Origin of the sequence: Rhizobium sophorae (genome assembly GCF_013087515.1) — a bacterium.
Lineage (GTDB): Bacteria > Pseudomonadota > Alphaproteobacteria > Rhizobiales > Rhizobiaceae > Rhizobium > Rhizobium sophorae.
In genome coordinates, this window is the sequence record NZ_JABFCN010000009.1 from 76,984 (window position 1) to 97,970 (window position 20,987).

At 60.8% G+C, this 20,987-nt stretch carries 22 protein-coding genes; 6 read left to right on the plus strand and 16 right to left on the minus strand.

Going from position 1 to position 20,987, the window contains the following annotated elements:
- Positions 1-3: 3 nt before the first annotated feature.
- The 16 genes from lpxA to G9X64_RS05095 form a co-directional block, all read right to left on the minus strand.
- Positions 4-822 carry an acyl-ACP--UDP-N-acetylglucosamine O-acyltransferase gene (gene lpxA / locus G9X64_RS05020; RefSeq protein WP_168308808.1) on the minus strand — a complete coding sequence of 273 codons (819 nt, stop codon included), beginning with the start codon at positions 820-822 and terminating at the stop codon, positions 4-6.
- Entirely contained in the window at positions 819-1,286 is a 468-nt protein-coding gene (gene fabZ / locus G9X64_RS05025) for a 3-hydroxyacyl-ACP dehydratase FabZ (RefSeq protein ID WP_038688684.1), read from the minus strand. The genes lpxA and fabZ overlap by 4 nt, the downstream gene beginning before the upstream one ends.
- Complete coding sequence (lpxD, locus tag G9X64_RS05030; protein ID WP_168308807.1) at positions 1,279-2,343, minus strand: UDP-3-O-(3-hydroxymyristoyl)glucosamine N-acyltransferase; 1,065 nt, start codon at positions 2,341-2,343, stop codon at positions 1,279-1,281. Before lpxD ends, fabZ begins: the two co-directional genes overlap by 8 nt.
- Positions 2,344-2,393: 50 nt before the next feature.
- The gene (gene bamA / locus G9X64_RS05035; RefSeq protein ID WP_168308869.1) at positions 2,394-4,727 is read right to left on the minus strand and encodes an outer membrane protein assembly factor BamA; all 2,334 of its coding nucleotides are present in this window, start codon (positions 4,725-4,727) and stop codon (positions 2,394-2,396) included.
- A 199-nt stretch (positions 4,728-4,926) separates the two neighbouring features.
- Complete coding sequence (rseP, locus tag G9X64_RS05040; RefSeq protein ID WP_168308806.1) at positions 4,927-6,060, minus strand: RIP metalloprotease RseP; 1,134 nt, start codon at positions 6,058-6,060, stop codon at positions 4,927-4,929.
- 28 nt (positions 6,061-6,088) lie between these two features.
- Entirely contained in the window at positions 6,089-6,919 is an 831-nt protein-coding gene (locus tag G9X64_RS05045; RefSeq protein WP_168308805.1) for a phosphatidate cytidylyltransferase, read from the minus strand.
- Positions 6,919-7,662, minus strand: coding sequence for an isoprenyl transferase (locus G9X64_RS05050; protein ID WP_003539291.1), 744 nt, complete (start codon positions 7,660-7,662; stop codon positions 6,919-6,921). The genes G9X64_RS05045 and G9X64_RS05050 overlap by 1 nt, the downstream gene beginning before the upstream one ends.
- Before the next feature lie 37 nt (positions 7,663-7,699).
- Entirely contained in the window at positions 7,700-8,260 is a 561-nt protein-coding gene (gene frr / locus G9X64_RS05055; RefSeq protein WP_018241888.1) for a ribosome recycling factor, read from the minus strand.
- Positions 8,261-8,426: 166 nt separating this feature from the next.
- On the minus strand, positions 8,427-9,149 hold the full coding sequence (pyrH, locus tag G9X64_RS05060) for a UMP kinase (protein ID WP_003539289.1): 723 nt from the start codon (positions 9,147-9,149) through the stop codon (positions 8,427-8,429).
- 96 nt (positions 9,150-9,245) lie between these two features.
- Entirely contained in the window at positions 9,246-10,172 is a 927-nt protein-coding gene (gene tsf / locus G9X64_RS05065) for a translation elongation factor Ts (RefSeq protein ID WP_168316877.1), read from the minus strand.
- Positions 10,173-10,412: 240 nt separating this feature from the next.
- The gene (rpsB, locus tag G9X64_RS05070; RefSeq protein ID WP_064654227.1) at positions 10,413-11,180 is read right to left on the minus strand and encodes a 30S ribosomal protein S2; all 768 of its coding nucleotides are present in this window, start codon (positions 11,178-11,180) and stop codon (positions 10,413-10,415) included.
- A 181-nt stretch (positions 11,181-11,361) separates the two neighbouring features.
- Positions 11,362-12,468 carry a type 2 periplasmic-binding domain-containing protein gene (locus G9X64_RS05075; protein ID WP_171376070.1) on the minus strand — a complete coding sequence of 369 codons (1,107 nt, stop codon included), beginning with the start codon at positions 12,466-12,468 and terminating at the stop codon, positions 11,362-11,364.
- Positions 12,468-13,085: a 5-bromo-4-chloroindolyl phosphate hydrolysis family protein gene (locus G9X64_RS05080; RefSeq protein ID WP_171376071.1), complete on the minus strand. Its 618-nt coding sequence runs from the start codon at positions 13,083-13,085 to the stop codon at positions 12,468-12,470. Before G9X64_RS05080 ends, G9X64_RS05075 begins: the two co-directional genes overlap by 1 nt.
- 7 nt (positions 13,086-13,092) lie before the next feature.
- Complete coding sequence (locus tag G9X64_RS05085; protein ID WP_171376206.1) at positions 13,093-14,661, minus strand: substrate-binding domain-containing protein; 1,569 nt, start codon at positions 14,659-14,661, stop codon at positions 13,093-13,095.
- A gap of 14 nt (positions 14,662-14,675) precedes the next feature.
- Complete coding sequence (locus G9X64_RS05090) at positions 14,676-15,752, minus strand: toxic anion resistance protein (protein WP_171376072.1); 1,077 nt, start codon at positions 15,750-15,752, stop codon at positions 14,676-14,678.
- A gap of 191 nt (positions 15,753-15,943) precedes the next feature.
- Positions 15,944-16,780, minus strand: a complete 837-nt coding sequence (locus tag G9X64_RS05095; protein ID WP_168308800.1) for a cell envelope integrity EipB family protein — start codon at positions 16,778-16,780, stop codon at positions 15,944-15,946.
- A 136-nt stretch (positions 16,781-16,916) separates the two neighbouring features.
- Between G9X64_RS05095 and G9X64_RS05100 the strand changes: the two genes are divergently transcribed.
- From G9X64_RS05100 to G9X64_RS05125, 6 genes are all read left to right on the plus strand, one after another.
- Positions 16,917-17,387 (plus strand): RidA family protein, encoded by a 471-nt coding sequence (locus G9X64_RS05100; RefSeq protein ID WP_168316874.1) that lies wholly within the window; start codon positions 16,917-16,919, stop codon positions 17,385-17,387.
- Positions 17,384-18,103, plus strand: coding sequence for a glycerophosphodiester phosphodiesterase (locus G9X64_RS05105; protein ID WP_168316873.1), 720 nt, complete (start codon positions 17,384-17,386; stop codon positions 18,101-18,103). Before G9X64_RS05100 ends, G9X64_RS05105 begins: the two co-directional genes overlap by 4 nt.
- 77 nt (positions 18,104-18,180) lie before the next feature.
- Positions 18,181-19,371: a GNAT family N-acetyltransferase gene (locus tag G9X64_RS05110; RefSeq protein WP_168308797.1), complete on the plus strand. Its 1,191-nt coding sequence runs from the start codon at positions 18,181-18,183 to the stop codon at positions 19,369-19,371.
- 155 nt (positions 19,372-19,526) lie between these two features.
- Positions 19,527-19,958, plus strand: a complete 432-nt coding sequence (locus G9X64_RS05115; protein WP_171376073.1) for an HIT family protein — start codon at positions 19,527-19,529, stop codon at positions 19,956-19,958.
- 181 nt (positions 19,959-20,139) lie between these two features.
- Positions 20,140-20,568: a PIN domain-containing protein gene (locus tag G9X64_RS05120; RefSeq protein WP_171376207.1), complete on the plus strand. Its 429-nt coding sequence runs from the start codon at positions 20,140-20,142 to the stop codon at positions 20,566-20,568.
- A gap of 78 nt (positions 20,569-20,646) precedes the next feature.
- Positions 20,647-20,937 (plus strand): Dabb family protein, encoded by a 291-nt coding sequence (locus tag G9X64_RS05125; protein WP_171376074.1) that lies wholly within the window; start codon positions 20,647-20,649, stop codon positions 20,935-20,937.
- Positions 20,938-20,987 lie beyond the last annotated feature (50 nt).

A 20,987-nucleotide genomic window follows, 5' to 3' on the forward strand; every position in this document is an offset into this window, starting at 1 on the left:
GGATTAGCCCTTCTGCCCCCGGGTCGGCGAGGACAAGGCGCGGTCGCTGTCGGCGGCGATGAAGTCGAGGATGTGGAGCACCTGCTCGCAATCGGCATATTCTTCGCGGATGGCGGCGGCGTTTTCGCGGACGGAGCCTGTTCCTTCGAAGATCGACTTGTAGGCGCGGCGCACCCTGTGAATGACGGCGCGGTCGACGCCGGCGCGCGTCATGCCGACGACGTTGAGGCCGCCCAGCAGCCCGGGATTGCCGTTCAGCATGCCATAGGGAATGACGTCGTAGCTCACCGCCGAGAGCCCGCCGACGAAGGCTTGGCGGCCGATGCGGGTGAACTGGTGAACGGCCGAGCCGCCGCCCAGGATGACGCGATCCTCGATGACGACATGGCCGGCGAGCATGACGTTGTTCGACATGATCACGTGATTGCCGACCCGGCAGTCATGCGCGACATGGGAATTGGCAAGGAAGAGGTTGTTGTCGCCGACGATCGTCTGGCCGCCGAAATCGGCCGTGCCGGTGTTCATCGTCACGCCTTCGCGGATCGTGCAATTGGCGCCGACCGTCAGCGTCGTCTCCTCGCCGCCGTGATGCACACTCTGCGGATCGCCGCCGACGACGGCCATCGGGAAGATGCGCGTGCCCTTCCCGATCATTGTGCGGCCGGTTACGACCGCATGCGCTAGGAGCTCGACATTCGCATGCAGGACGACATGCGGGCCGACATAGCAGAAGGGACCGACTTTGACGCCCTCACCGATGGTCGCCCCGTCTTCGACGACGGCCATCGGATGAATATGGGCGCTTTCGGCGATAGTGCTCATGCCTGATCCTTACGAACGATCATCGCGCCGATATCGGCCTCGGCGACAAGCGCGCCGTCGACTTTGGCGTCACAATGGAACTTCCAAATATTGCCGCGCTGCTTATGCTTCTTCACGTGGAACTCGACGCGGTCGCCGGGCACGACGGGCTTGCGGAAGCGCGCATTCTCAATGGTCATGAAGTAGACGAGATTTCCCGGCTGGCCTTCCTTCTTGGCACAGATCGCGCCCGCCGTCTGAGCCATGCCCTCGATCAGCAGGACCCCCGGCATAATCGGAGATTCCGGAAAATGGCCGGTGAAATGCGGCTCGTTCACCGTGACGTTCTTGATGCCGATCGCCGAGTTGTCACCGTCGATCTCGATGATCTTATCGACCATCAGAAACGGGTAACGATGCGGCAGCAGCTTCATGATCTCAATGATGTCAGCCGAAGAAAGCGTTGTCGTGGCTTCCTCAGTCATTTTGCTTGCCTCCAGGTTTCCGCCCGTGCGATCTGGTCTTCGACACCAGTTGCGCAGCATCTCTCAAATATTCTTTTAGCGGACGTGCAGGGATACCGCCATATTGTCCGCCGGCGGCAAGATCGGTCATGATACCGCTTTTGGCGGCGATCTGCACGCCGTCGCCGATCGTCACATGCCCCTTGATGCCGACCTGGCCGCCGATCTGCACGCCATTACCGATCTTCGTGCTGCCGGCGATGCCGACCTGCGCGACGATGGCGCAATGGCGGCCGATCTGAACGTTGTGGCCGATCTGTACCTGGTTGTCGATCTTGGTGCCTTCGCCGATCACCGTATCGTCCATGGCGCCACGGTCGATCGTGGTGTTGGCGCCGATCTCGACATTATCCTGGATGATCACTCGGCCGATCTGGACGATCTTGATCATGCCGCGCGGGCCTGGTGCATAACCGAAACCATCCTGGCCGATGCGGGCGCCGTTGTGGATGATGACGCCGTTGCCGAGCAGCGCGCAGAGAATGCTCGCGCCGGCCGCAATCGAACAATCCCGGCCAATCTTGACATTCGGGCCGATGATGCTGTGCGCGCCGATGCGCGTCCCTTCGCCGATCTCGGCATGCGCCCCGATGACAGCCATCGGCTCGACGATCACACCCTTCTCGAGCTTGGCGCTCGGATCGATCACCGCGCTCGGCGCGATCTCGCTTTCACCGGAAAAGACGACCGGGTGCAATGCCGCGGGATAAAACAGGCCGCCCGCCATCGCAAAAGCCGCATGCGGATTGGACGACAGGATGACCGGGATGTGTGGGGGTACGAGATCGGCAAGCGCCTTGTCGCAGATCACTGCCGAGGCTTCGCATGTCACCAGCTCATCGCGGCTGCGACGCGACAGGATATAACAGACATCGCCCGCCCGGGCCCGGCTGATGGGGGCAACGGACCTGACGATAACATCGGCATAGTCGGAATTAGCAAGTTCCGCCCCAAGAAACTCTGCCAGCTCAGCGAGCTTCAGACCTTCATGGGGCAGAAAAAAAACGTTTTGCTCCATCGGCAATGCTCCAGAACGGAATTGAGTCTTACAGTTCCGGACTGCCGATATCAGAATTGGTTGTTGATGCCAAACTTGAAGTTCTGCGTCTTGTCGAAGTCTTCCTTGAGGACCGGGATCGCGTAATCCAGACGCAATGCACCGAAGGGAGACTGCCAGACGACACCGACACCGACGGACGCGCGCAGCGAAGCGCTGGTGCCGTCGGCCTGGTCGGACCCAAGAAGCTCGACATCGTTGCCGAACAGCGTGCCGGCATCGGCAAAGACTGCGCCGCGCAGGTTAAAGTCGCGCGGGAAGCCTGGCATCGGGAAGGTCGCTTCTGCAGACGCCGTGAAATAGGTCGTGCCACCGAGCGGGTCATCATTATCCCCGCGGATGCGCGGGCCGATACCCTTGTTCTCAAAGCCGCGAATATCGCCGTTGTTCAGCGTAAACTGGTCGAAGACGTTCAGATGGTCACCCAAGGGGACGACATAACCAGCCGAAGCGGAGAGCGAGCCGATGATATCGGCATCGTCAGCGAGCAAGTGGTAATAACGGGCCTTCCCGTAGATCTTGTAGAACTGCGAGTCGCCGCCGAGGCCGGCAAGTTCGTGCGTCGCCGTCGCATAGATGCCTTCACGCGGTAGGACGGTGTCGTCAAGCGTGTTGTAAGTCAGCGTCTGAGAGACGGAAGAGCGTGTCCACGGGCTCTCGTCGACCAGATTGGCGTAGGTCGCCGAAAGGTCGTCGGTATCGCCGTCATACTTCATCTGCTTGTAGTTATAGCGGAAGGTCGTCGCCAGATCTTCGGTGATCGGCGCAGTGACACGCAGGACGACGCTGGTTTCCTCGTAGTCGTAGTCGTCGTTGCTCGACGTTTCGCTGCGGTTGACGTCGAAGCCTGCCGCCAGGCGGTAGCCGAGGAAATAGGGTTCGGTGAAGCTGACGCCGTAGGCGCGCGAACCTTCCTGGCCGCCACCGGCCGAGATGCGGATGTACTGGCCACGGCCGAGGAAGTTCTTTTCCTCGATCGAGGCTTCGAGCAGCAGGCCGTCGCCGCCGGCGGCATAACCCGCGCCGACACCGAACGAACCGGTCGACTGATCCTGCACGTCGACGATCACCACGACGCGGTCCGGCGAACTACCCGGAGCGGTGGAGATGTTGACCGAGGAGAAGTAACCGAGCGCTTCGAGGCGACGCTTGGCCTTGGTGATCATCTGCTGATTGAAGGCGTCGCCTTCGCTCATGTCGAATTCGCGGCGAATGACGTAGTCGCGCGTACGGCTGTTGCCGCGGATCTCGATGCGCTCGACATAGGCGCGCTCGCCCTGGTCGACCAGATATTCGACACCGATCGTGTTGTTGTTGAGGTCGCGGTTACCACGCGGCGTAACGCGCGCAAAGGGATAACCGGCAGACGCCACCTGATCGGAGATCGCCTCGATCGACTTCTGCACTTCCTTGGCGTTATAGACTTGGCCTTCGCGGGTGCGCACCAGCGGCAGCAGCTGCTCTGAGCCGACACCTTCGACGGTCGACTGGACGGTCACCGGTCCGAAGTCGTAGCGCTGGCCTTCCTCGATGTTGAAAGTGAGCGTGTATTTGTTGGTCGCGTCGTCGAAGGTGGCATCGGAAGAGACGATGCGCATGTCGGCATAGCCGCGATTGTAATAGAACTGGCGCAGCGCTTCTTCGTCGGCGTGGAGCTTGTCTTCGTTGTAGACGTCCTTGCGGGTCAGGAACGACAGGAAGTTCGAACGCTTGGTGTTGATGACGGCAGCCAGGCGGCCGGCACTGTAGGCATTGTTGCCGACGAAGTTGATCGAATCGATCTTGGTGCGGTCACCCTCGTTGATAACGAAGGCAAGGTTGACGCGGCCTTCGCCGAGCGGCACCACCTGCGTCGTGACTTCGACTTCGCTGCGGCCGGTGGCAGCATAAGCTTCCTTGATCGACTGGATGTCGGCCTGAATCTGAGTATCGCTGTAGGGGCCTGCGGCGTGGGTCTGGACGATGGTCGCGAGCTTGTCGTCCTTGATCTTGCGGTTGCCGTTGAAAACGACCTGATTGACGAGCTGGGCTTCCTGAACGTTGACGACGAGCGTGCTTCCGGAAACCGAGATCTTGACGTCGGAGAAGTAACCCGTCCCGTAGAGCTGCTTGACCGAGGCATCGATATCGCTGTTCGAAAAACTCTTTCCGGGAGCGATGGTGAGGTTCGACCGAACGGCTTCCGCGCCGACACGGCTTGCGCCGCGCACATCGATGCGCTGGATGACCGCGGCCTCAGCGGCCGTAGCGGAAACGAACGTCACAGCACCTGCGCCCGAAGCAACAACACCAGCAGACAGCGCAACCGCCGATACTGCGTTCAAAAACTTTGAACCAGCCTTCATTTCACCCATTACCTTTTGTTTCCCTCGTCCTCGGCTTCAGGAGAACCCGATTCCGGTCACGTGTGTCGTTTTACCCGCTTTTGACATACAAGCAAGGCAGGTCGTTAATTTCTGTTTACTTCATTTGCAAGCGTGACCCATTCGCCACTACAGCCTTGAAACATCGTAAATAAATAGTAATTGGCCTCGCCTTGCTCGTTTACCCTATCCACGAGCCAATGTCGTTCCAGGTCGTGAAAACCATCAATGTCAGTATCATCGCCAGGCCGATGCGAAATGCAATTTCCTGGGCCGAAGAGCCGAGCGGTTTCCCCCTCACCGCTTCCACCGCATAGAACATCAGGTGGCCGCCATCAAGTACCGGAACCGGCATCAGGTTAAGCAATCCTATCGAAACAGAAAGCACCGCCGCAAGCTGCAACACTGCGCCTATTCCAAGCGACGCCATCTGGCCCGAAGCTTGCGCCACGCGGATCGGCCCGCCCAATTGATCGGCGCGCATCGTTCCGCTGAAGATGTTGCCGATATATTTGAAGGTGCCGGTGACAATGTCGCGGGTCTCGATCACAGCCTCGCGCAGCGACTGCAGCGGCGTATAGGTCTTCAGGCGGAAGTTGCCGGCCTCCCGGCTGGTGACGATGCCGATCTGGCCGAGCTCGACCTTGTTGCCGAACTGGTCGGTCGTGTCTACGCGCTGCGGCACCATCGGCACATCAAGTTTCTGGCCGGCGCGCTCGATCGTCACGACGATCTTCTGGCTCGGGCGGATGCCGACATAACGGCGCACGTCGTCGAATGTCTCGACCTTGCCGCCATCGATGGCGACGAGAAGGTCGCCTGGAAGGATGCCGGCGGCAGCGGCAGCGCCGTCGGGCTTGACCTCGGCAACGACGGGATCGGCGATCGTGCGGCCATAGACCGAGAAAAGAATGGTGAAGATGGCGATCGCCAGCAGAAAATTGGCGATCGGGCCAGCCGCGACGGTTGCAGCGCGTTTCCACAGCTTGGCGCCGGCAAAGGAGCGCGCCTTGTCCTCCTCGGACATGGCGGCGATCTTGTCGGTGTCGGGTTTGCTCGAGGCATCCTCGTCGCCGAAGAACCGGACGTAGCCGCCAAGCGGGATCACCGAAATCTTCCAGCGCGTTCCGTGGCGGTCGGTGAAGCCGAAGATCTCCGGACCGAAGCCGACGGAAAAGGCAAGGATGCGAATGCCGCTCCAGCGCCCGACGAGGTAATGGCCCATCTCATGCACGAAGACGAGCAGTGACAGCACGAGGATGAAGGTAACGATGTTCCCCATCAGAAATGCGTATATGCCGCTCATCGTTTCCATGAGTCCCTTCCGTCAGACTGCCGCGTTGTCAGAGTCCGAACAATGCCGCGCCGAGCGACGTCATTTCGGCCCCCTTTATCAGGGAAAAAAGCCCAGCAAGCAAGAACGCCGAAAAGCAGGCGAAAATCAGTCCGTCGACACGGTCCATGACGCCGCCATGGCCCGGAATGAGACGGCTCGAATCCTTGACGCCGAATTTCCGCTTGATGAACGATTCGAAAAGATCGCCCGATTGGCTGCAAACCGAGAGAACGAGTGCCACGAAGGCGGCGATGATTTCAGCGCCCGGAAGGAGAAAATGGACGAGAACGACGCCGGCTGCGACCGCCGAAACGGCGCCACCGATTGCACCTGACCAAGTCTTTCCGGGCGAGATCGAAGGGGCAAGCTTCGGCCCGCCAAGCGCCCTGCCGACGAAATAGGCAAGGATATCGGTTGCCCAGACGACGGCAAAGACGAAGAGCATGGCGTAAAGGCCAGGCCGGTCATCGCTTCTGATCGCGGCAAGCGCCAGGCCGGTGGCGCCGGCATAAAACAGGCCGGCCGCAAACCAGCGGCTCGTGCCCTGCAGGATGATCAGGGCGATGCCGACGGCGGTGACGCCGGCCAGCATGCCGGCGGCGAATTCGAAATTGCCGACAAGCACCAGGAAGGCAATCGCCGCCTCGCCGATCCAGCCGACGGCATTGGCGACCCAATCCCGCGCGATGCCGGTGATCTTCGACCATTCATAATAGATCAGCAGGCCGATCACGACCGCCAGGATACGGAAGGCAAGGCCGCCATACCAGGTGGCGGCAAGAACGATGGCCGCAAGAATCATTCCTGAAACGATGCGGAGCTTCAATTCCCTCTGCATCAGGTGCCGACCGCGGCCGCCTGCGACGACAGGCCGCCGAAGCGCCGGTCACGAGAGGCGAATGTCTCGAGCGCCGAGCGGAAGATCTCGGGGCTGAAATCCGGCCAATATTCCGGAAGGAAAATGAATTCCGAATAGGCGGCCTGCCAGAGGAGGAAGTTGGAAAGCCGCTCTTCGCCGCTGGTGCGGATAATGAGATCCGGATCGGGAATGCCGGCCGTGTCGAGACGGGCGTTGATCAGTGCCGGGGTGATGTCCTGCGCCCTCAGGCGGCCGGCCTCGACATCGCGGGCGAGGCTGACGACGGCGCGGGCGATCTCGTCGCGCGAACCGTAGTTGAAGGCGATGACGAGCGTCAGTGACGTGTTGTCCTTGGTCGTCTCCTCCGCCTCCAGCAAGAGGCCCAGAATGTCGCTGCGCAGGCTGTGGCGGTCGCCGATCACCTTGATCCGCACGTTCTGGCGATGGAGCTCGGCGAGGTCGCGCCGGATGAAAGCCTTGAGCAGGCCGAGCAGATCGGAGACCTCGGCTTCTGGCCGGCGCCAGTTCTCCGAGGAGAAGGCAAAGAGGGTCAGATATTTTATGCCGGCCGCACCGGCGGCGCGGACTGTCTCGCGCACCGCCTCGACGCCCTTGCGATGGCCCATCGTGCGCGGCAAGCCACGCTGCTTGGCCCAACGGCCATTGCCATCCATGATGATGGCAACATGCTCTGGCACAGTCACAAATACAGATTCCGACATTTCCCGTCCGGTCTTTCCAGGCAAAGGCACAGATCCACTAGACCTGCATGATTTCCTTTTCCTTCTCGCCAAGCAAGCGGTCGATTTCGGAAATCGTCTCGTCCGTCATCTTCTGTACACGTTCCGACTGCGCCCGGCTCTCGTCCTGGCCGATTACGCCGTCTTTTTCGGCTTTCTTCAGGCCATCCATGCCGTCGCGGCGGACATGGCGAATCGCCACCTTGCTCTTTTCGGCATAGTCGTGCGCCACCTTGACGAGCGACTTGCGGCGCTCCTCGTTCAGCTCCGGCAGCGGAATACGCAGGTTCTGGCCGTCGACGATCGGGTTGAGGCCGAGATTGGATTCGCGGATGCCGCGCTCGACGGCGCTGACCATCGACTTGTCCCAGACGGAAACCGACAGCATGCGCGGCTCGGGCACGGTGATGTTGGCGACCTGATTCAGCGGCATCCGCGAACCATAGGCCTCGATCGTCACCGGGTCGAGGATGTTGGCCGAAGCACGGCCGGTACGCAGCGATGCGATGTCGCTCTTGAATGCGGAAATCGCGCCGTCCATGCGGCGTTTCAGTTCCTTGATGTCGATACCTTCACTCATGTCGATGCTCCCGTCCAGAGCATGATGCCCGAAAAGTGTCAGCGGTTTTCGGGCGCCATCATGCTCTTACTATTTAATGTAGAACATGATTCAGCTTTCAGGCCAAACGGGCCTAAAATCATCATGTTCTAGCGAGGGCTGCGCCGAAACCGCGGCGCAGCTTATATCAGTTGTCGGAGACGATGGTCTTGAGGCCACCGCCCGTCAAGATTTCGGCAAAACCACCCTTCTCGTGGATCGAGAAGACGATGATCGGAATGGAATTTTCTCTGGCTAGCGCCACGGCGGCAACGTCCATCACCGCCAGCCCCCTGTCCAGCACTTCCTGGTGCGTCAGCCGGTCGAGCCGGGTCGCATCGGGATATTTTTTCGGGTCGGCGGTGTAGATGCCGTCCACCTGCGTGCCCTTGAAGATCGCTTCCGCACCCATTTCGGCAGCGCGGAGTGCTGCGGCGGAATCGGTGGTGAAGAAGGGGTTGCCGGTGCCGCCGGCAAAAATCACCACGCGTCCCATCGACAGATGATAGAGGGTTGCGCGCTGCGAAAAACTCTCGCAGATCTCGGGCATGGAGATGGCCGAAAGCACCACCGTATCGATGTTCAGCTTGCGCAGCGAGGTCGCCAGCGCCAGCGCATTGATGATGGTGCCGAGCATGCCCATATGATCGCCGGTGACCCGGTCGCCGCCCTTGGACGCTACCGCGACACCGCGAAAGATATTGCCGCCACCGACGACGACGCCGACTTCCACGCCCATATGCCTTGCCTCGGCGATGTCGGATGCAATGCGGTCTGCCACCGTCACATCGATCCCGAAACCCTGGCCACCCATGAGCGCTTCGCCGGAAGCCTTGAGTAGAACGCGTTTATAGACAGGCTCTAAAGACATCTTGGCTCCTCGTAAATTGCCGTGAATGCCCGATACACGAAGGGCACCGCGTTGTCACGCGATGCCCTTCGTGTTTTCCCAATTATGACTGGAAGATCAACCCTTCACGGCAGCCGCGACTTCGGCGGCGAAATCGGTCTCTTCCTTCTCGACGCCTTCGCCGAGCAGCAGGCGGGCCATGCCGGCGACTTCGATCGGCGCGCCGACGGCCTTTTCGGCTTCCTTGATGGCGGCAGCGACCGTCAGATCCGGATTGATGACGAAAGCCTGCGAGAGAAGGGCGACTTCCTCGAAGAACTTGCGCATGCGGCCGTCGACCATCTTCTCGATGATATTGTCCGGCTTGCCGGAAGCACGCGACTGCTCGATGAACACGTTGCGCTCGCGCTCGGCGACAGCGGCATCGACTTCTTCCGGGCGGATCGCCAGCGGCGCGGTGGCGGCGATGTGCATGGCGACCTGGCGGCCGATGGCGTTCAGGGCGTCCTTGTCGCCCGTCGACTTCAGCGCGACGAGAACGCCGAGCTTGCCGAGGCCGTCGGAAACAGCATTGTGGATATAGGTGGCGACGACGCCGTCCTCGACCGAGAGAGCGGTCGAACGGCGCAGGTTCATGTTCTCGCCGATCGTTGCGATCGCATCCTTGATCGTGTCGGACACGGACTTGCCGGATGCCGGGTAGGTCGCAGCGGCAACGGCGTCAACGCTGCCGTCGGTCGAAACAGCGACCTTGGCGATGCCGCGGACGAGTTCCTGGAAGGCATCGTTACGGGCGACGAAGTCGGTTTCGGAATTGACTTCGACGACGACGGCCTTGGTGCCTTGGCTCGAAACGCCGATGAGGCCTTCGGCAGCGGTGCGGCCGGACTTCTTGTCGGCCTTGGCGATGCCCTTGGCGCGCAGCCAGTCGATTGCCGCTTCCATGTCGCCGGCGGTTTCAGCAAGAGCCTTCTTGCAGTCCATCATGCCTGCGCCGGTCTTTTCGCGCAGTTCCTTCACCATTGCAGCCGTAATCTCGCTCATTAGCTTCCTCTTGTCGGTTCATACGGTGGGTCGCAAAGCGCGGCTCGGCACCGGATTGAGGCACGAAATGTACCTGTATGTATGACAGCGTGATGAAGACGCGTCATAACGAAACTTATCGGGCGGAGAGCCTGACGCCCTCCTCTTGAAACAGGCAAGGCCGCCGAACTTCGATGAGTCGCGAGCGGCCTTTCCCAGTCTCTGTAAGCTTTGGCGGAGTTTTCGATCCGCCCGCTTTCATCAGCCTTCGGCTGCTTCCTCGAGAGCCGGCTCGACCGGAACTTCGATGGATGCGCCGAGATCGCGGCCGGAAGAGCCCTGCTGACGCGCAATGCCGTCGATGGCGGCACGGGAGATCAGCTCGCAATAAAGAGCGATCGCGCGCGATGCGTCGTCGTTACCCGGGATCGGATAGTCGATCAGGTCCGGATCGCAGTTCGAATCGATGATGGCGACAACCGGGATGCCGAGGCGCTTGGCTTCGTCGATCGCGATCTTTTCCTTGTTGGTGTCGATGATGAACATCAGGTCGGGCGTGCCGCCCATATCGCGGATACCGCCAAGAGCCTTGTCCAGCTTTTCGCGTTCGCGCTCGAGGTTCAGGCGTTCCTTCTTGGTGAAGCCCTGGGCTTCGCCGTTCAGAATCTCGTCGAGCTTGCGCAGGCGCTGGATCGAATTGGAGATCGTCTTCCAGTTCGTCATCATGCCGCCGAGCCAGCGCGAGTTGACGTAGTACTGGGCCGAGCGCTTGGCGCTGTCGGCAATGATCTCAGACGCCTGGCGCTTGGTGCCGACGAAGAGAACGCGGCCGCCGCGGGCAACGGTGTCGCTGACGACCTGAAGGGCGCGCGACAGCATCGGAACGGTCTGGGCCAGATCGATGATGTGAATGTTGTTGCGATCGCCGAAGATATACGGCTTCATCTTCGGGTTCCAGCGATGCGTCTGGTGACCGAAGTGGACGCCTGCCTCAAGAAGCTGGCGCATAGAAAAATCAGGCAATGCCATGCCTTGTTACTCCTTTTCCGGTTGAACCTCCGCAAGGCGAACAGCACCCTCTTCGAGGATGCCACCGGGCGGAACAGCCCGGATTTCTCCCGGACGATCCCATGCCTTACGTGTGGAATGCCGGTGCCCATACATTCGATTTGGCGCAAAAGCAAGGCTTATGCCGAAAAAACCTGGTAGCTCAGCTTGCCAGCGTCGGCAGCAGCGACAGCATGACGCCTGCGTCGGGCATCGGCAGGATGGCATCGACCTCAGCCGGCAGCAGGGTGCCGATTGCGCTGTCGGCGTTGCCGGTGGCGGTCCCCAGCGGACCGCGGAAGCCATGCCTCGTCCAGGCAAGCCCCTGGAGCTTCGGGCTCACCAGCGCTTCGATCAGTCGGTTGGCATTCTCGTCGACGACGATCAGCGGATGCGCCGAATAGACGGTCGGGCGCGGATAGAGCACCACCGGCTTTGCGCCGGCGCTCGCCTTGATGCGCTCCCAGCGTGCTGGATCGGCGAGGATCCATTCGACCAGCTGGTTCTCATAACCGACGATCATCGGCTCGCCGCCGAGGCCGCCTGCGAGATACTGGTCGAAAAGTTTGCCCGAGGACGGCGACTTGAACCCCATGTTGCGGAAGATCGCCTGCACCTTGCCGCCAAACGTAGCAAGGTCGCCGGATGTCGCGACATTGCCGCTGAACAGGCTGAGCACCAGGCCTGCGAACATGAAGCCGGAATTGGAGCGGTTGGGATCGGTCGAGACGATGCGGGCGCGGCCGTAGAGCGAATTGACGCCGAGTTTCGACCAGTCGGATCCGGCCAGGATCGCATCAAGCAGCGCTTTGAGGTCGAGCTGATGATGGCCTTCGTTCGTCACCGTCACCAATCCCGCTTTCATCAGTCCATCGACGACGGGCTGCCAGGAATAGACGACGACCGGCGTGTTCAGCATGACGCGGTCGTTGCGAATAGAAATGCCGTTCTGCCTGGCGATATCGACCATGATCGAGGAGGATGGCCAGAGGAATTGCGGATGCTGCGACAGCAGCGCCGGTTCGCGCACCATCTCGACGGAACCGGCGACGCGGCTGTCCACCGTCAATCCGTATCCGCCGAGCGCCCTGACGACGTCGGGATCGGCGAGAAAGGCTTCCTTCTCGCCACCGACGAAGCCGAAAAGCGTCGTGCGGCTGCCGAGCAGGCCCTGCAATTCCGGCCGATCCCGGACAGCGAAATAACCGCCGGTGCCGAAGACGCCGGCTCCGAGCAGTCCCACTCCAAAGGCGCGACGAGAAAGGGCCATCAGCGTCCGATATCCTCTTTGAGTGATGCCTGGATGAGGCGCAGATCGGTGTCGAGCGTGCCGAGCTCCTCATCGACCAGGCTGTCGGCATAATGGACGAAAGCCTCTTCGAGCTTCACCAGCACGCCGCGCACCTCCTGCAACTGCTTGGGGTCTGGAACGCGCTTCGCCTCGATCACGGCAAAACCTTCCGCCACCTCGGCGGCACGCGGCAGATAATAAGAGAGGAACCGCCGCACGGCATTGGCACTCTCGGGCTTGGCCTCGACCTTGCGAAAGACATCGGCGGCGATTTCAGCAAGATGCCGGACCGCGGTTGCCATCTGACGATCGCTTATCGTGTCGGCGGCAGTCTCCAGCCTCTCAGCAAAGGGCACGGCGGCCTCCAGCAGGTCGCGGGCAAAGGCGACGCGCCCGCTGCCGATGCTCTTGATATCGAGGCCTTCGAACAGCCGGCGCGGCGCGAGCAGAATGACCAGGCCGGCAAAGACCAGAAGGGCGATGATGGCGGCGATCCAGAAGGGCATGCCGGCGGCAAAGCTCAAGAGCGGCACGGTGATTGCCGCCGCCAGTCCCGCCACGATCCAGTTGCCGTCATTGCCGAGCCAGTTGCGCATGCCTGTCCTAATTGTAGCCTCGCGCGGTGCGGAAAGCGGTGGCGAGATCCGAACCGCCGTCGAACACGCGCGCCGAGGTCAGCTTGGCGAGGCTGTCGAGCTGGGTCTTGTCGGCATCGCCGAATGTGATGCCGAAAATCGGCACATGCGGCTCCATCGCGTTCCATTGTCTGGTGAAGGCCTGGCTTTGATCATCGGACTTGCCATCGGTCATGATGACGATGGCAGGCAGATAAGTCGAGAGCCCGTCGGTTCGGGCAATCTGCTGCAGAGCCCGTGCGGCGCAGGCATACATGTTCGTGCCGCCATTGGCCTTCTGCCGGGAAATCTCGTTCAGCAGCCCCTCCTGCTCGAGCGGATTTCCACTCGCCACGAAAGTGTTGCGCACGCTGCCGTCGAAGGGAATAACGATGATCTGATCGGCGGGCGACCATTGCACCAGCACCTTACTCGCTTCGTCGGGCGTCAACAGGAAACGCATCGCCTTCTGCAGCTGGTCCTCGCCGTGACCTTGCATTGAACCGGAAAAATCAAGGCAGAGCGCGGTCAGCGACGGTTTGCGCAGCGCGGCCTGATAAAGGTTGAGCGCCTGGCGGATGACGCTCGCCTCCGGCATGCGGATCGCCGTCACCAATCGGGCGGGATCGAAATTCCAGCCTGGCTCCGGCTTTGCGGCAACGCCGGTCAGCGGAATGCGTCGGCCGGTATCGGCAATGCGCTGCTGCACCGGGGCCGAGCTGAGATAGGCGAGCAGATCGTTGAAGAAGGTCTGCACTTCAGGCCCTCGGCCATGATCGACGAAACCGATCGGCGAATCCGCCACGGCCACACCATCGGCCGGATAGATCGCGTAAAGCGGCTCCTGCGACAGGGCGGCCAGCTTGTCGTTGGTTTCCTTCAGCACCGCCTCGTAATTCCACATCGCGTCATAGACCGTGCCCTTGCCGGCGGATTCGACATAGAGATCGGCAAGCCAGCCGGAAGAGCCGGAAGAGCGCACGACACCTGACAGCAGCGACCGGACGCTCTCCTGGACGTGTCTGTCGTCGAGATCGCCGGGTTCGATCACCGGCTTGTTGCCGAGCGCGCTCGACAGCATGGCAAGATAGGCGCTGGCGCCCGAATTGGATTGCGTCGCCGAGGTCATCAGGAACTTCAGCGATCCGCTCTCGACCGCAGCGAGAATGTCCCTCATGAAGACGTCCTTGCCGATCCAGCCGAGCTGCTCAGCCTTCGACCTGCGCACGCCCAAGACCACCGGCGTCTGAGCGATCGAGGTCAGGCTTTTGACGCGGCGCTTGGTGTCGAACATGTCGACCCACACGCTGGAGGCCGGCCAGACCGCATCCTGCACGACGCCCTGGTCACTCTGCAGCGCCAGGCCGATATCGAGCGTGCCTTCATATTTGAAGGTGCAGGTGGCGCTCTTCTGCTTGCAGAATTCTTCGACGATCGGCTGCAGAACGGTGTTCTCCGATCCCGATACGATCGAGAAATCCGGCCCCTGCCCGAAGGGATTGCAGCCGGCAAGGGGCAGAACGGCAAGAAGTGCCAGACCGGAAAGCAGTGCTCGCATCGTCATCTTGCCGATCACGCCTGGGTCATAGCCTTCTTGAGTTCGACCGTCATCTGCTCCATCTGCTGCTCGGCGAGCGCCCGCTTCCGGCGCCCCTCCTCCTGAACCTGAAGCACCCCTGATATGGTATCGATCAGATCCTTGTTGGCCTTGGCGAGCGTGTCGATATCGACGATGCCGCGCTGCGACTGCTGCTCGATGGCGATAGCCTGATCCTTCATCATTTCCGATGCTTGGCGGATCATGTCGTTGGTGGCGTCGGTCACCGCCTTCTGCAGGTCGAGCGCCGATTTCTGCCGCGTCAGGCCGAGCAGGATCACCATCTTCTGCTTCCAGGCCGGCACCGTCAGCGCCGACGTCGCCTGCAGGTTTTCGATCAGCGTCTCGTCACCCGCCTGGACGATGCGGATCTGCGGCAATTGCTGGATGCCGAGCTGGCGAGCCTGCTGCAGGTAGAACACCCGCTTTTCCAGCCGGTCGAGCGCTTGCAGGCTATCCTGATAGCTCTGCGCCTCCAGCATGCCGCCGCCGGGGCCGGCCGCGGCCGCCTCTGCTTGCGCCTTCAGCTTTGGCAAATCGACACTGCGGAAGCGCTCGGCGAAAGTCTTGCCGGCCTGAACATAGGCCTCGAGCCGCATGATCGATTGCCTGGTTTCCTCATGCAGGTCGTCGAGCAGCGCAATGTCGCGCCTCAGCGTATCCTTATGGCGGTCGAGCTCCAGGCCGATCCGGTCGATCTGGCCGGCCACGTCTTCGAACTCTGCCTTGAAGCGTTCGAGCCGGGCCTTGGCAGAGAGAAACATGCGGCTGAGGAAACCCTTATCCTTCAGCGATGCCGGATCGAGGCTTCTCGATTTGTGGATGATGTCGGTCAGCAAGCGGCCGACATCGCCGAGGTCCTTGTTGCGGACTTCCCGCAGGATCCTGTCGGCATAATCGCTGACCGCCTGCTGGGCGCGGTCGCCATAGACCGAGATGCCGGCCCGGTCGGTGATATCGATGCTATCGGAAATGCGGGCAATTTCCGCCGGATCGGCGACCACAACCGGCAGGGCGGCATTCTGAACAGTCGCGAGATCGGTGTCGGCCATGGTTCGGGCTTTCAAGCTTGCGATGCGTAGTGGTCAAAGCAGTCTAGCAGATAGACGTCATCGCAATGGCTTGGCCGCCAGGATCGCACCGACCCGAAAAGCAGGACGTCAGACGGCGACTCAGTCATCGCTGATCGCCGAACCATAGTGAACTTTATGATACAGTTTTATGACAGGCGAGATGTCGTCGCCTACTTGCAAACCTCGGCCTTGCGATCGAGCAGCTCCAGCTTGGCGAGCTTGCCGGTCAGGACGAAATCGCCGTAATCCATCGTCAGGTCGCGGGTGATGCCGTTCTCATAGAGCTTGAAGGACATGCGGTAGACCGGCAAAGCATCCGATTTCGCACTCTCGTTGAAATAGGCGATCGTTACCGGCCAGAAGGCCGTCTTGGAGAAGGCGCCGGCATTGCCGGCATCGGCTTCCTCGGCGATAGGCGTTTGCTGCTTGCCGACGATCGTCGTCGTCGCCAGCGACTTGTCGCCGTCGTCCGAACCGTCGAAAACGCGCGCCTCGAAGAAGCGCTTGCCGTCCTTGGCGTGCTGGATCACGTCGAGCATATGTTCCGTGGGAAAACGGCTTTCTAAAAGCTGCAGCTCGCGGCTCGCTGGCTGCTTGAGATCGACTTTGACGCCATCCGGCTGGTCCTGCGCCGCGCCGTTGACCTCTTTATCGAGCTGTTCGTCGGTGAAGGATTTGGTGTCGAAGGTGAACTTGCCGTCCTTCAGGTTCTCGAATGTCTTCGTCTGCTGGTCGCTGACACGCACGCTATCGCCGGTGTCGATCTGCGTCACGAAGCGGAAGTTAGTCGTAAAGCCCCGGCAATAGCTGCCGTCGAACTCATAGACCATGCGACCGTACATGGCGGCGATGCCGGAGCGGTCCGAAGCGTCCTTCAGTTCCAGATCGTAGACCGCGCGATGGGCGACGAGGCCGGTCGCGATCGCAGCGCTCACCGCGGGCGCAGCCGCCCATGCATTGGCGGAAACGCTGGCGAGAAGCAGAGCGACAAGACTCGATCGGAACATTCATTAACTCCTGTTGGACTCGGTCGCGATGTTATAAGAACGCTTTCGGCCAAATCGAGGCTCGAAACTGTCATATTAAAGATTCTAGTCTTGATGCATAATTTTTGAAGAATTGACAACAAAAGCGGAGACGAAAATGTCCGATGAAATTGCAGCGCGCCTGACTGAGATGGGGATAACCCTGCCCGAAGCCGCAGCACCGGCTGCAAATTACGTTCCCTATGTCATCAGCGGCAATCTTCTCTACATCTCCGGCCAACTGCCACTCGAAGGCGGCAAGGTCACTATCTCGGGCCATCTCGGCAAAACCGTCGACGTTGCAACAGGCCAGCGCGGCGCCGAACTCTGCGCCATCAACATCCTTGCCCAGGCGAAGGCGGCACTTGGCGGCAATCTCGGCCGCATCCGGCGCGTCATCAAGCTGAACGGCTTCGTCGCCTCGGCGCCCGACTTCGTCGAGCAGCATCTCGTCATCAACGGCGCTTCGAACCTGATTGCCGGCGTGCTTGGCGAGGCCGGCAAACATGCGCGTGCCGCCGTCGGCATGGCCGCCCTGCCGCTGAACGCCGCCGTCGAGATTGATGCTATCATGGAAATCGCAGAATGACTAATGCAGACTGGATCAGGGACCTGCCGGTCGCCCACCGCGGCTATCACGACCTCAACCGACTCGTCTGGGAAAATACGCTTTCGGCCTTCGCGCGCGCCGTCGAAGCCGGCTTTGCGATCGAGTGCGATCTGCATTACGCCTCCGACGGCGTACCGGTCATCTTTCACGACGAGGACCTGCAGCGCCTGTGCAATCTCAACGGCGATATCCGCGAGCGCACCTCCCGGGAACTCGGACTGATCGCCATCGGCGGCACGCGCGACAAGGTGCCGACGCTGCGCCATCTCCTCGATCTCGTCGAGGGCAAGGTGCCGCTGGTGCTGGAGCTGAAGGGGCGCGAGGCCGATGACGAAGGTTTCGCCGAAGCCGTGCTCGAAGTCCTCGAAGGTTATGAGGGCAAGGCGGCGCTGATGAGCTTCGACCATTGGCTGCTGCGCGATCTGAAAGCGCTTGGTTCCCCCTACCCACTTGGGCTGACCGCCAACGGCAACACGCCGGAGGAGTTCAGGACGCATGCGGATGCGATGGAGATCGGTCTCGATTTCATCTCCTATTATTATGACGACCTGCCGAATGCCTTCATCACAGGTCAACGCGAAAAGGGCATTCCCGTCATCACCTGGACGGTGCGTGACGAAGAGGCGCGCCGACGCACATTCGCCAATGCAGACCAGATGACCTTCGAAGGCTTCGATCCGCGTGTGCCTGCTTGACGCTCGCTTTTTGGCCAAGATCATGCGCAGACTGAAGCAGAGCCGAGACCATCCCCCAAAGGCTTCGCATTTGCTCCATGACTGATGAACTATCCATTCGCGTAGAACGCTCCTTCACCGCGATTTCCCCGGAGAGCTGGTCCAGGCTTTCCGGGGCATCGAAGACTTGCGGCACGCTTGCCTACAACCCCTTCGTTTCGCACGCATTTTTATCGTCGCTGGAGGAATCCGGCTCGGCCGATGCCCATACCGGCTGGCTTGGCCACCACCTGATGCTCGAAACCGATCGCGGCGAACTGGTCGGCGCCCTGCCCGGCTATCTCAAGAGCCACAGCCAGGGCGAATATGTCTTCGACCATGGCTGGGCCGACGCCTTCGAGCGAGCCGGCGGGCGTTATTACCCCAAACTTCAGTGCTCTATTCCGTTCACGCCGGCGACAGGCCCGCGTCTTCTTGTCGCCGAAGGCTTGCAGCGGCTGCCGATCCAGAGCGCCATCGCCGAAAGCCTGAAGGAAGTCGTGCGCCGGCTCGGCATCTCCTCGGCCCATATCACCTTCGTGCCGGACGAAGAGATCGGCGTCTTCGAGATGGACGGCTATCTGCACCGCACCGACCAGCAGTTCCATTTCATCAATGACGGCTATGCCGATCACGAGGCGTTTCTGGAAACGCTGGCCTCGCGCAAACGCAAGGCGCTGCGCAAGGAGCGTCGCGCCGCGCTCGAAAACGGCATCAGCATAGACTGGCTGACCGGCCGCGACCTGACGGAACGCATCTGGGATCAGTTCTTCAAATTCTACATGGATACCGGCGGCCGCAAGTGGGGCCGGCCCTACCTCACCCGCAAGTTCTATTCGCTGATCGGTGAGCGCATGGCCGACGACATCCTGCTGGTCATGGCCAAGCGCGACGGGCGCTATATCGCCGGCGCGATCAACTTCATCGGCGGCGATACGCTCTACGGCCGTCACTGGGGCTGCATCGAGGATCACCCCTTCCTGCATTTCGAGGTCTGCTATCACCAGGCGATCGACTTCGCTCTGTCGAAAGGGCTGAAAAGGGTCGAGGCCGGAGCGCAAGGCGAACACAAGCTCGCCCGCGGTTACCTGCCGGTGACAACGCATTCTGCCCATTATGTCGCTCATGCCGGCCTTCGCCGGGCGATCGGCGACTATCTCGCCCGCGAGCGCGCCGATGTCGAACAGATGAGCGAGTTGCTGACCGAGCACAGCCCTTTCCGCAAGGGCGAACGTCAGCAGGAGGATTGACGCCACCGCACCGGCCGCGCTATCCGCTCAACGACGCATATTCCTTAAATCGGAATCGATTTAAGGATAAAACTTTGCAGCAATTCAAAGTGCGACAGCGTCCTTTGCGCGTTTGAAAAGACGCACGGCGCTGTGAAAAACGAGGAGATTTCGTGATGACCAGCCCGGCCGCTTATGACGACAACAACATCTTCGCCAAGATCCTCCGCGGCGAAATCCCCTCACACCGGGTTTACGAGGATGAGCATACCATCGCCTTCATGGATGTGATGCCGCAGGCGCCGGGCCATGTGCTCGTCCTTCCGAAGGCGGCGTCGCGCAATATTCTGGATGCCGATCCAGCCACCCTTACCCATGCGATCATCGTCGTCCAGAAGATCGCCAATGCGGTGAAAGACGTCTTCGACGCCGATGGCGTGTTCATCGCCCAGTTCAACGAGCCGGCCGCCGGTCAAACGGTGTTCCATCTACATTTCCACGTTATCCCGCGGCATGAGGGCATGGCCCTCAAGCCGCATTCCGGCAAAATGGAGGACGGTGCCGTGCTGGCCGGCAATGCCGAAAAGATCAGGGCGGCACTGACGTAAGGTCGGCCCTGCCGGTATCTAGCTCGGATGCCTCGCGTTTGCGTGCGGTCGTCAGTCAATCGATTACCGGCGAGCCTCCTCAGAGGGGCGGCATCCTGGCAGCGCTCCGCCGCTCTCCCATGGTCGGCGCAGATCTCGACCTCACGCGCCCTCGTGAGGAAGGTCGCAAAGTCGATCCTTGATGCGCTATCTGCTCGACACGAACATTCTCAGCATTGTCACCAAGCCGGCGCCATCGGAGTCCCTGCTGGCCTGGATGGCCGCTCAGACCGACACAGACCTCTTCATTTCCTCCCTTACCGTCGCCGAGATCCGATGCGGCGTTCTCGATAACCCTGCCGGCAAGAAGCGCGATCAGTTGGAGGCATGGTTTTCAGGGCCGGAGGGTCCGCAGGCCCTATTTGCCGATCGTATCCTCGCATTCGACGAGAAGGCCGGTCTGATCTGGGCACGGCTGATGGCTGATGGAAGGACCAAAGGCCGACCACGCAGCGGCCTCGACATGATCATCGCGGCTGTCGCCGAGGCCAACGGATGCATTGTCGTCACGGATAACGAGAAAGATTTCGACGGGATCGATATCGTCAATCCGCTGCGATATCCTTCATGACCGGTATCCCCTATCCCATCGTTCCCGTTGACGCTCTTCTCGACTGAATTTCTTTCGCACCTCTGAATGGACAAAATCATGATCCGCCACACTGTAGCATTCCGCCTGAAGCACGAAGCTGGCTCGGCCGAAGAAACGTCATTCCTCGCTGGCGCGCTGGTGCTTGCCAATATCCCGAGCGTTCGGAATTTCGAGCAGCTTCGGCAGACGAGTCCAAAGAATGATTTTACCTTCGGCTTCTCGATGGAGTTCGACGATCAGGCTGGCTATGACGTCTACAACGTCCATCCACTGCATGTCGCCTTCGTGCGCGACCGCTGGGTGCCCGAGGTCGCCGACTTTCTCGAGATCGACTACACCGAACTCTGAAAGGGCGCATGTAGATCCGGAAACGAAAAAGGCCGCGGGTGACGCGGCCT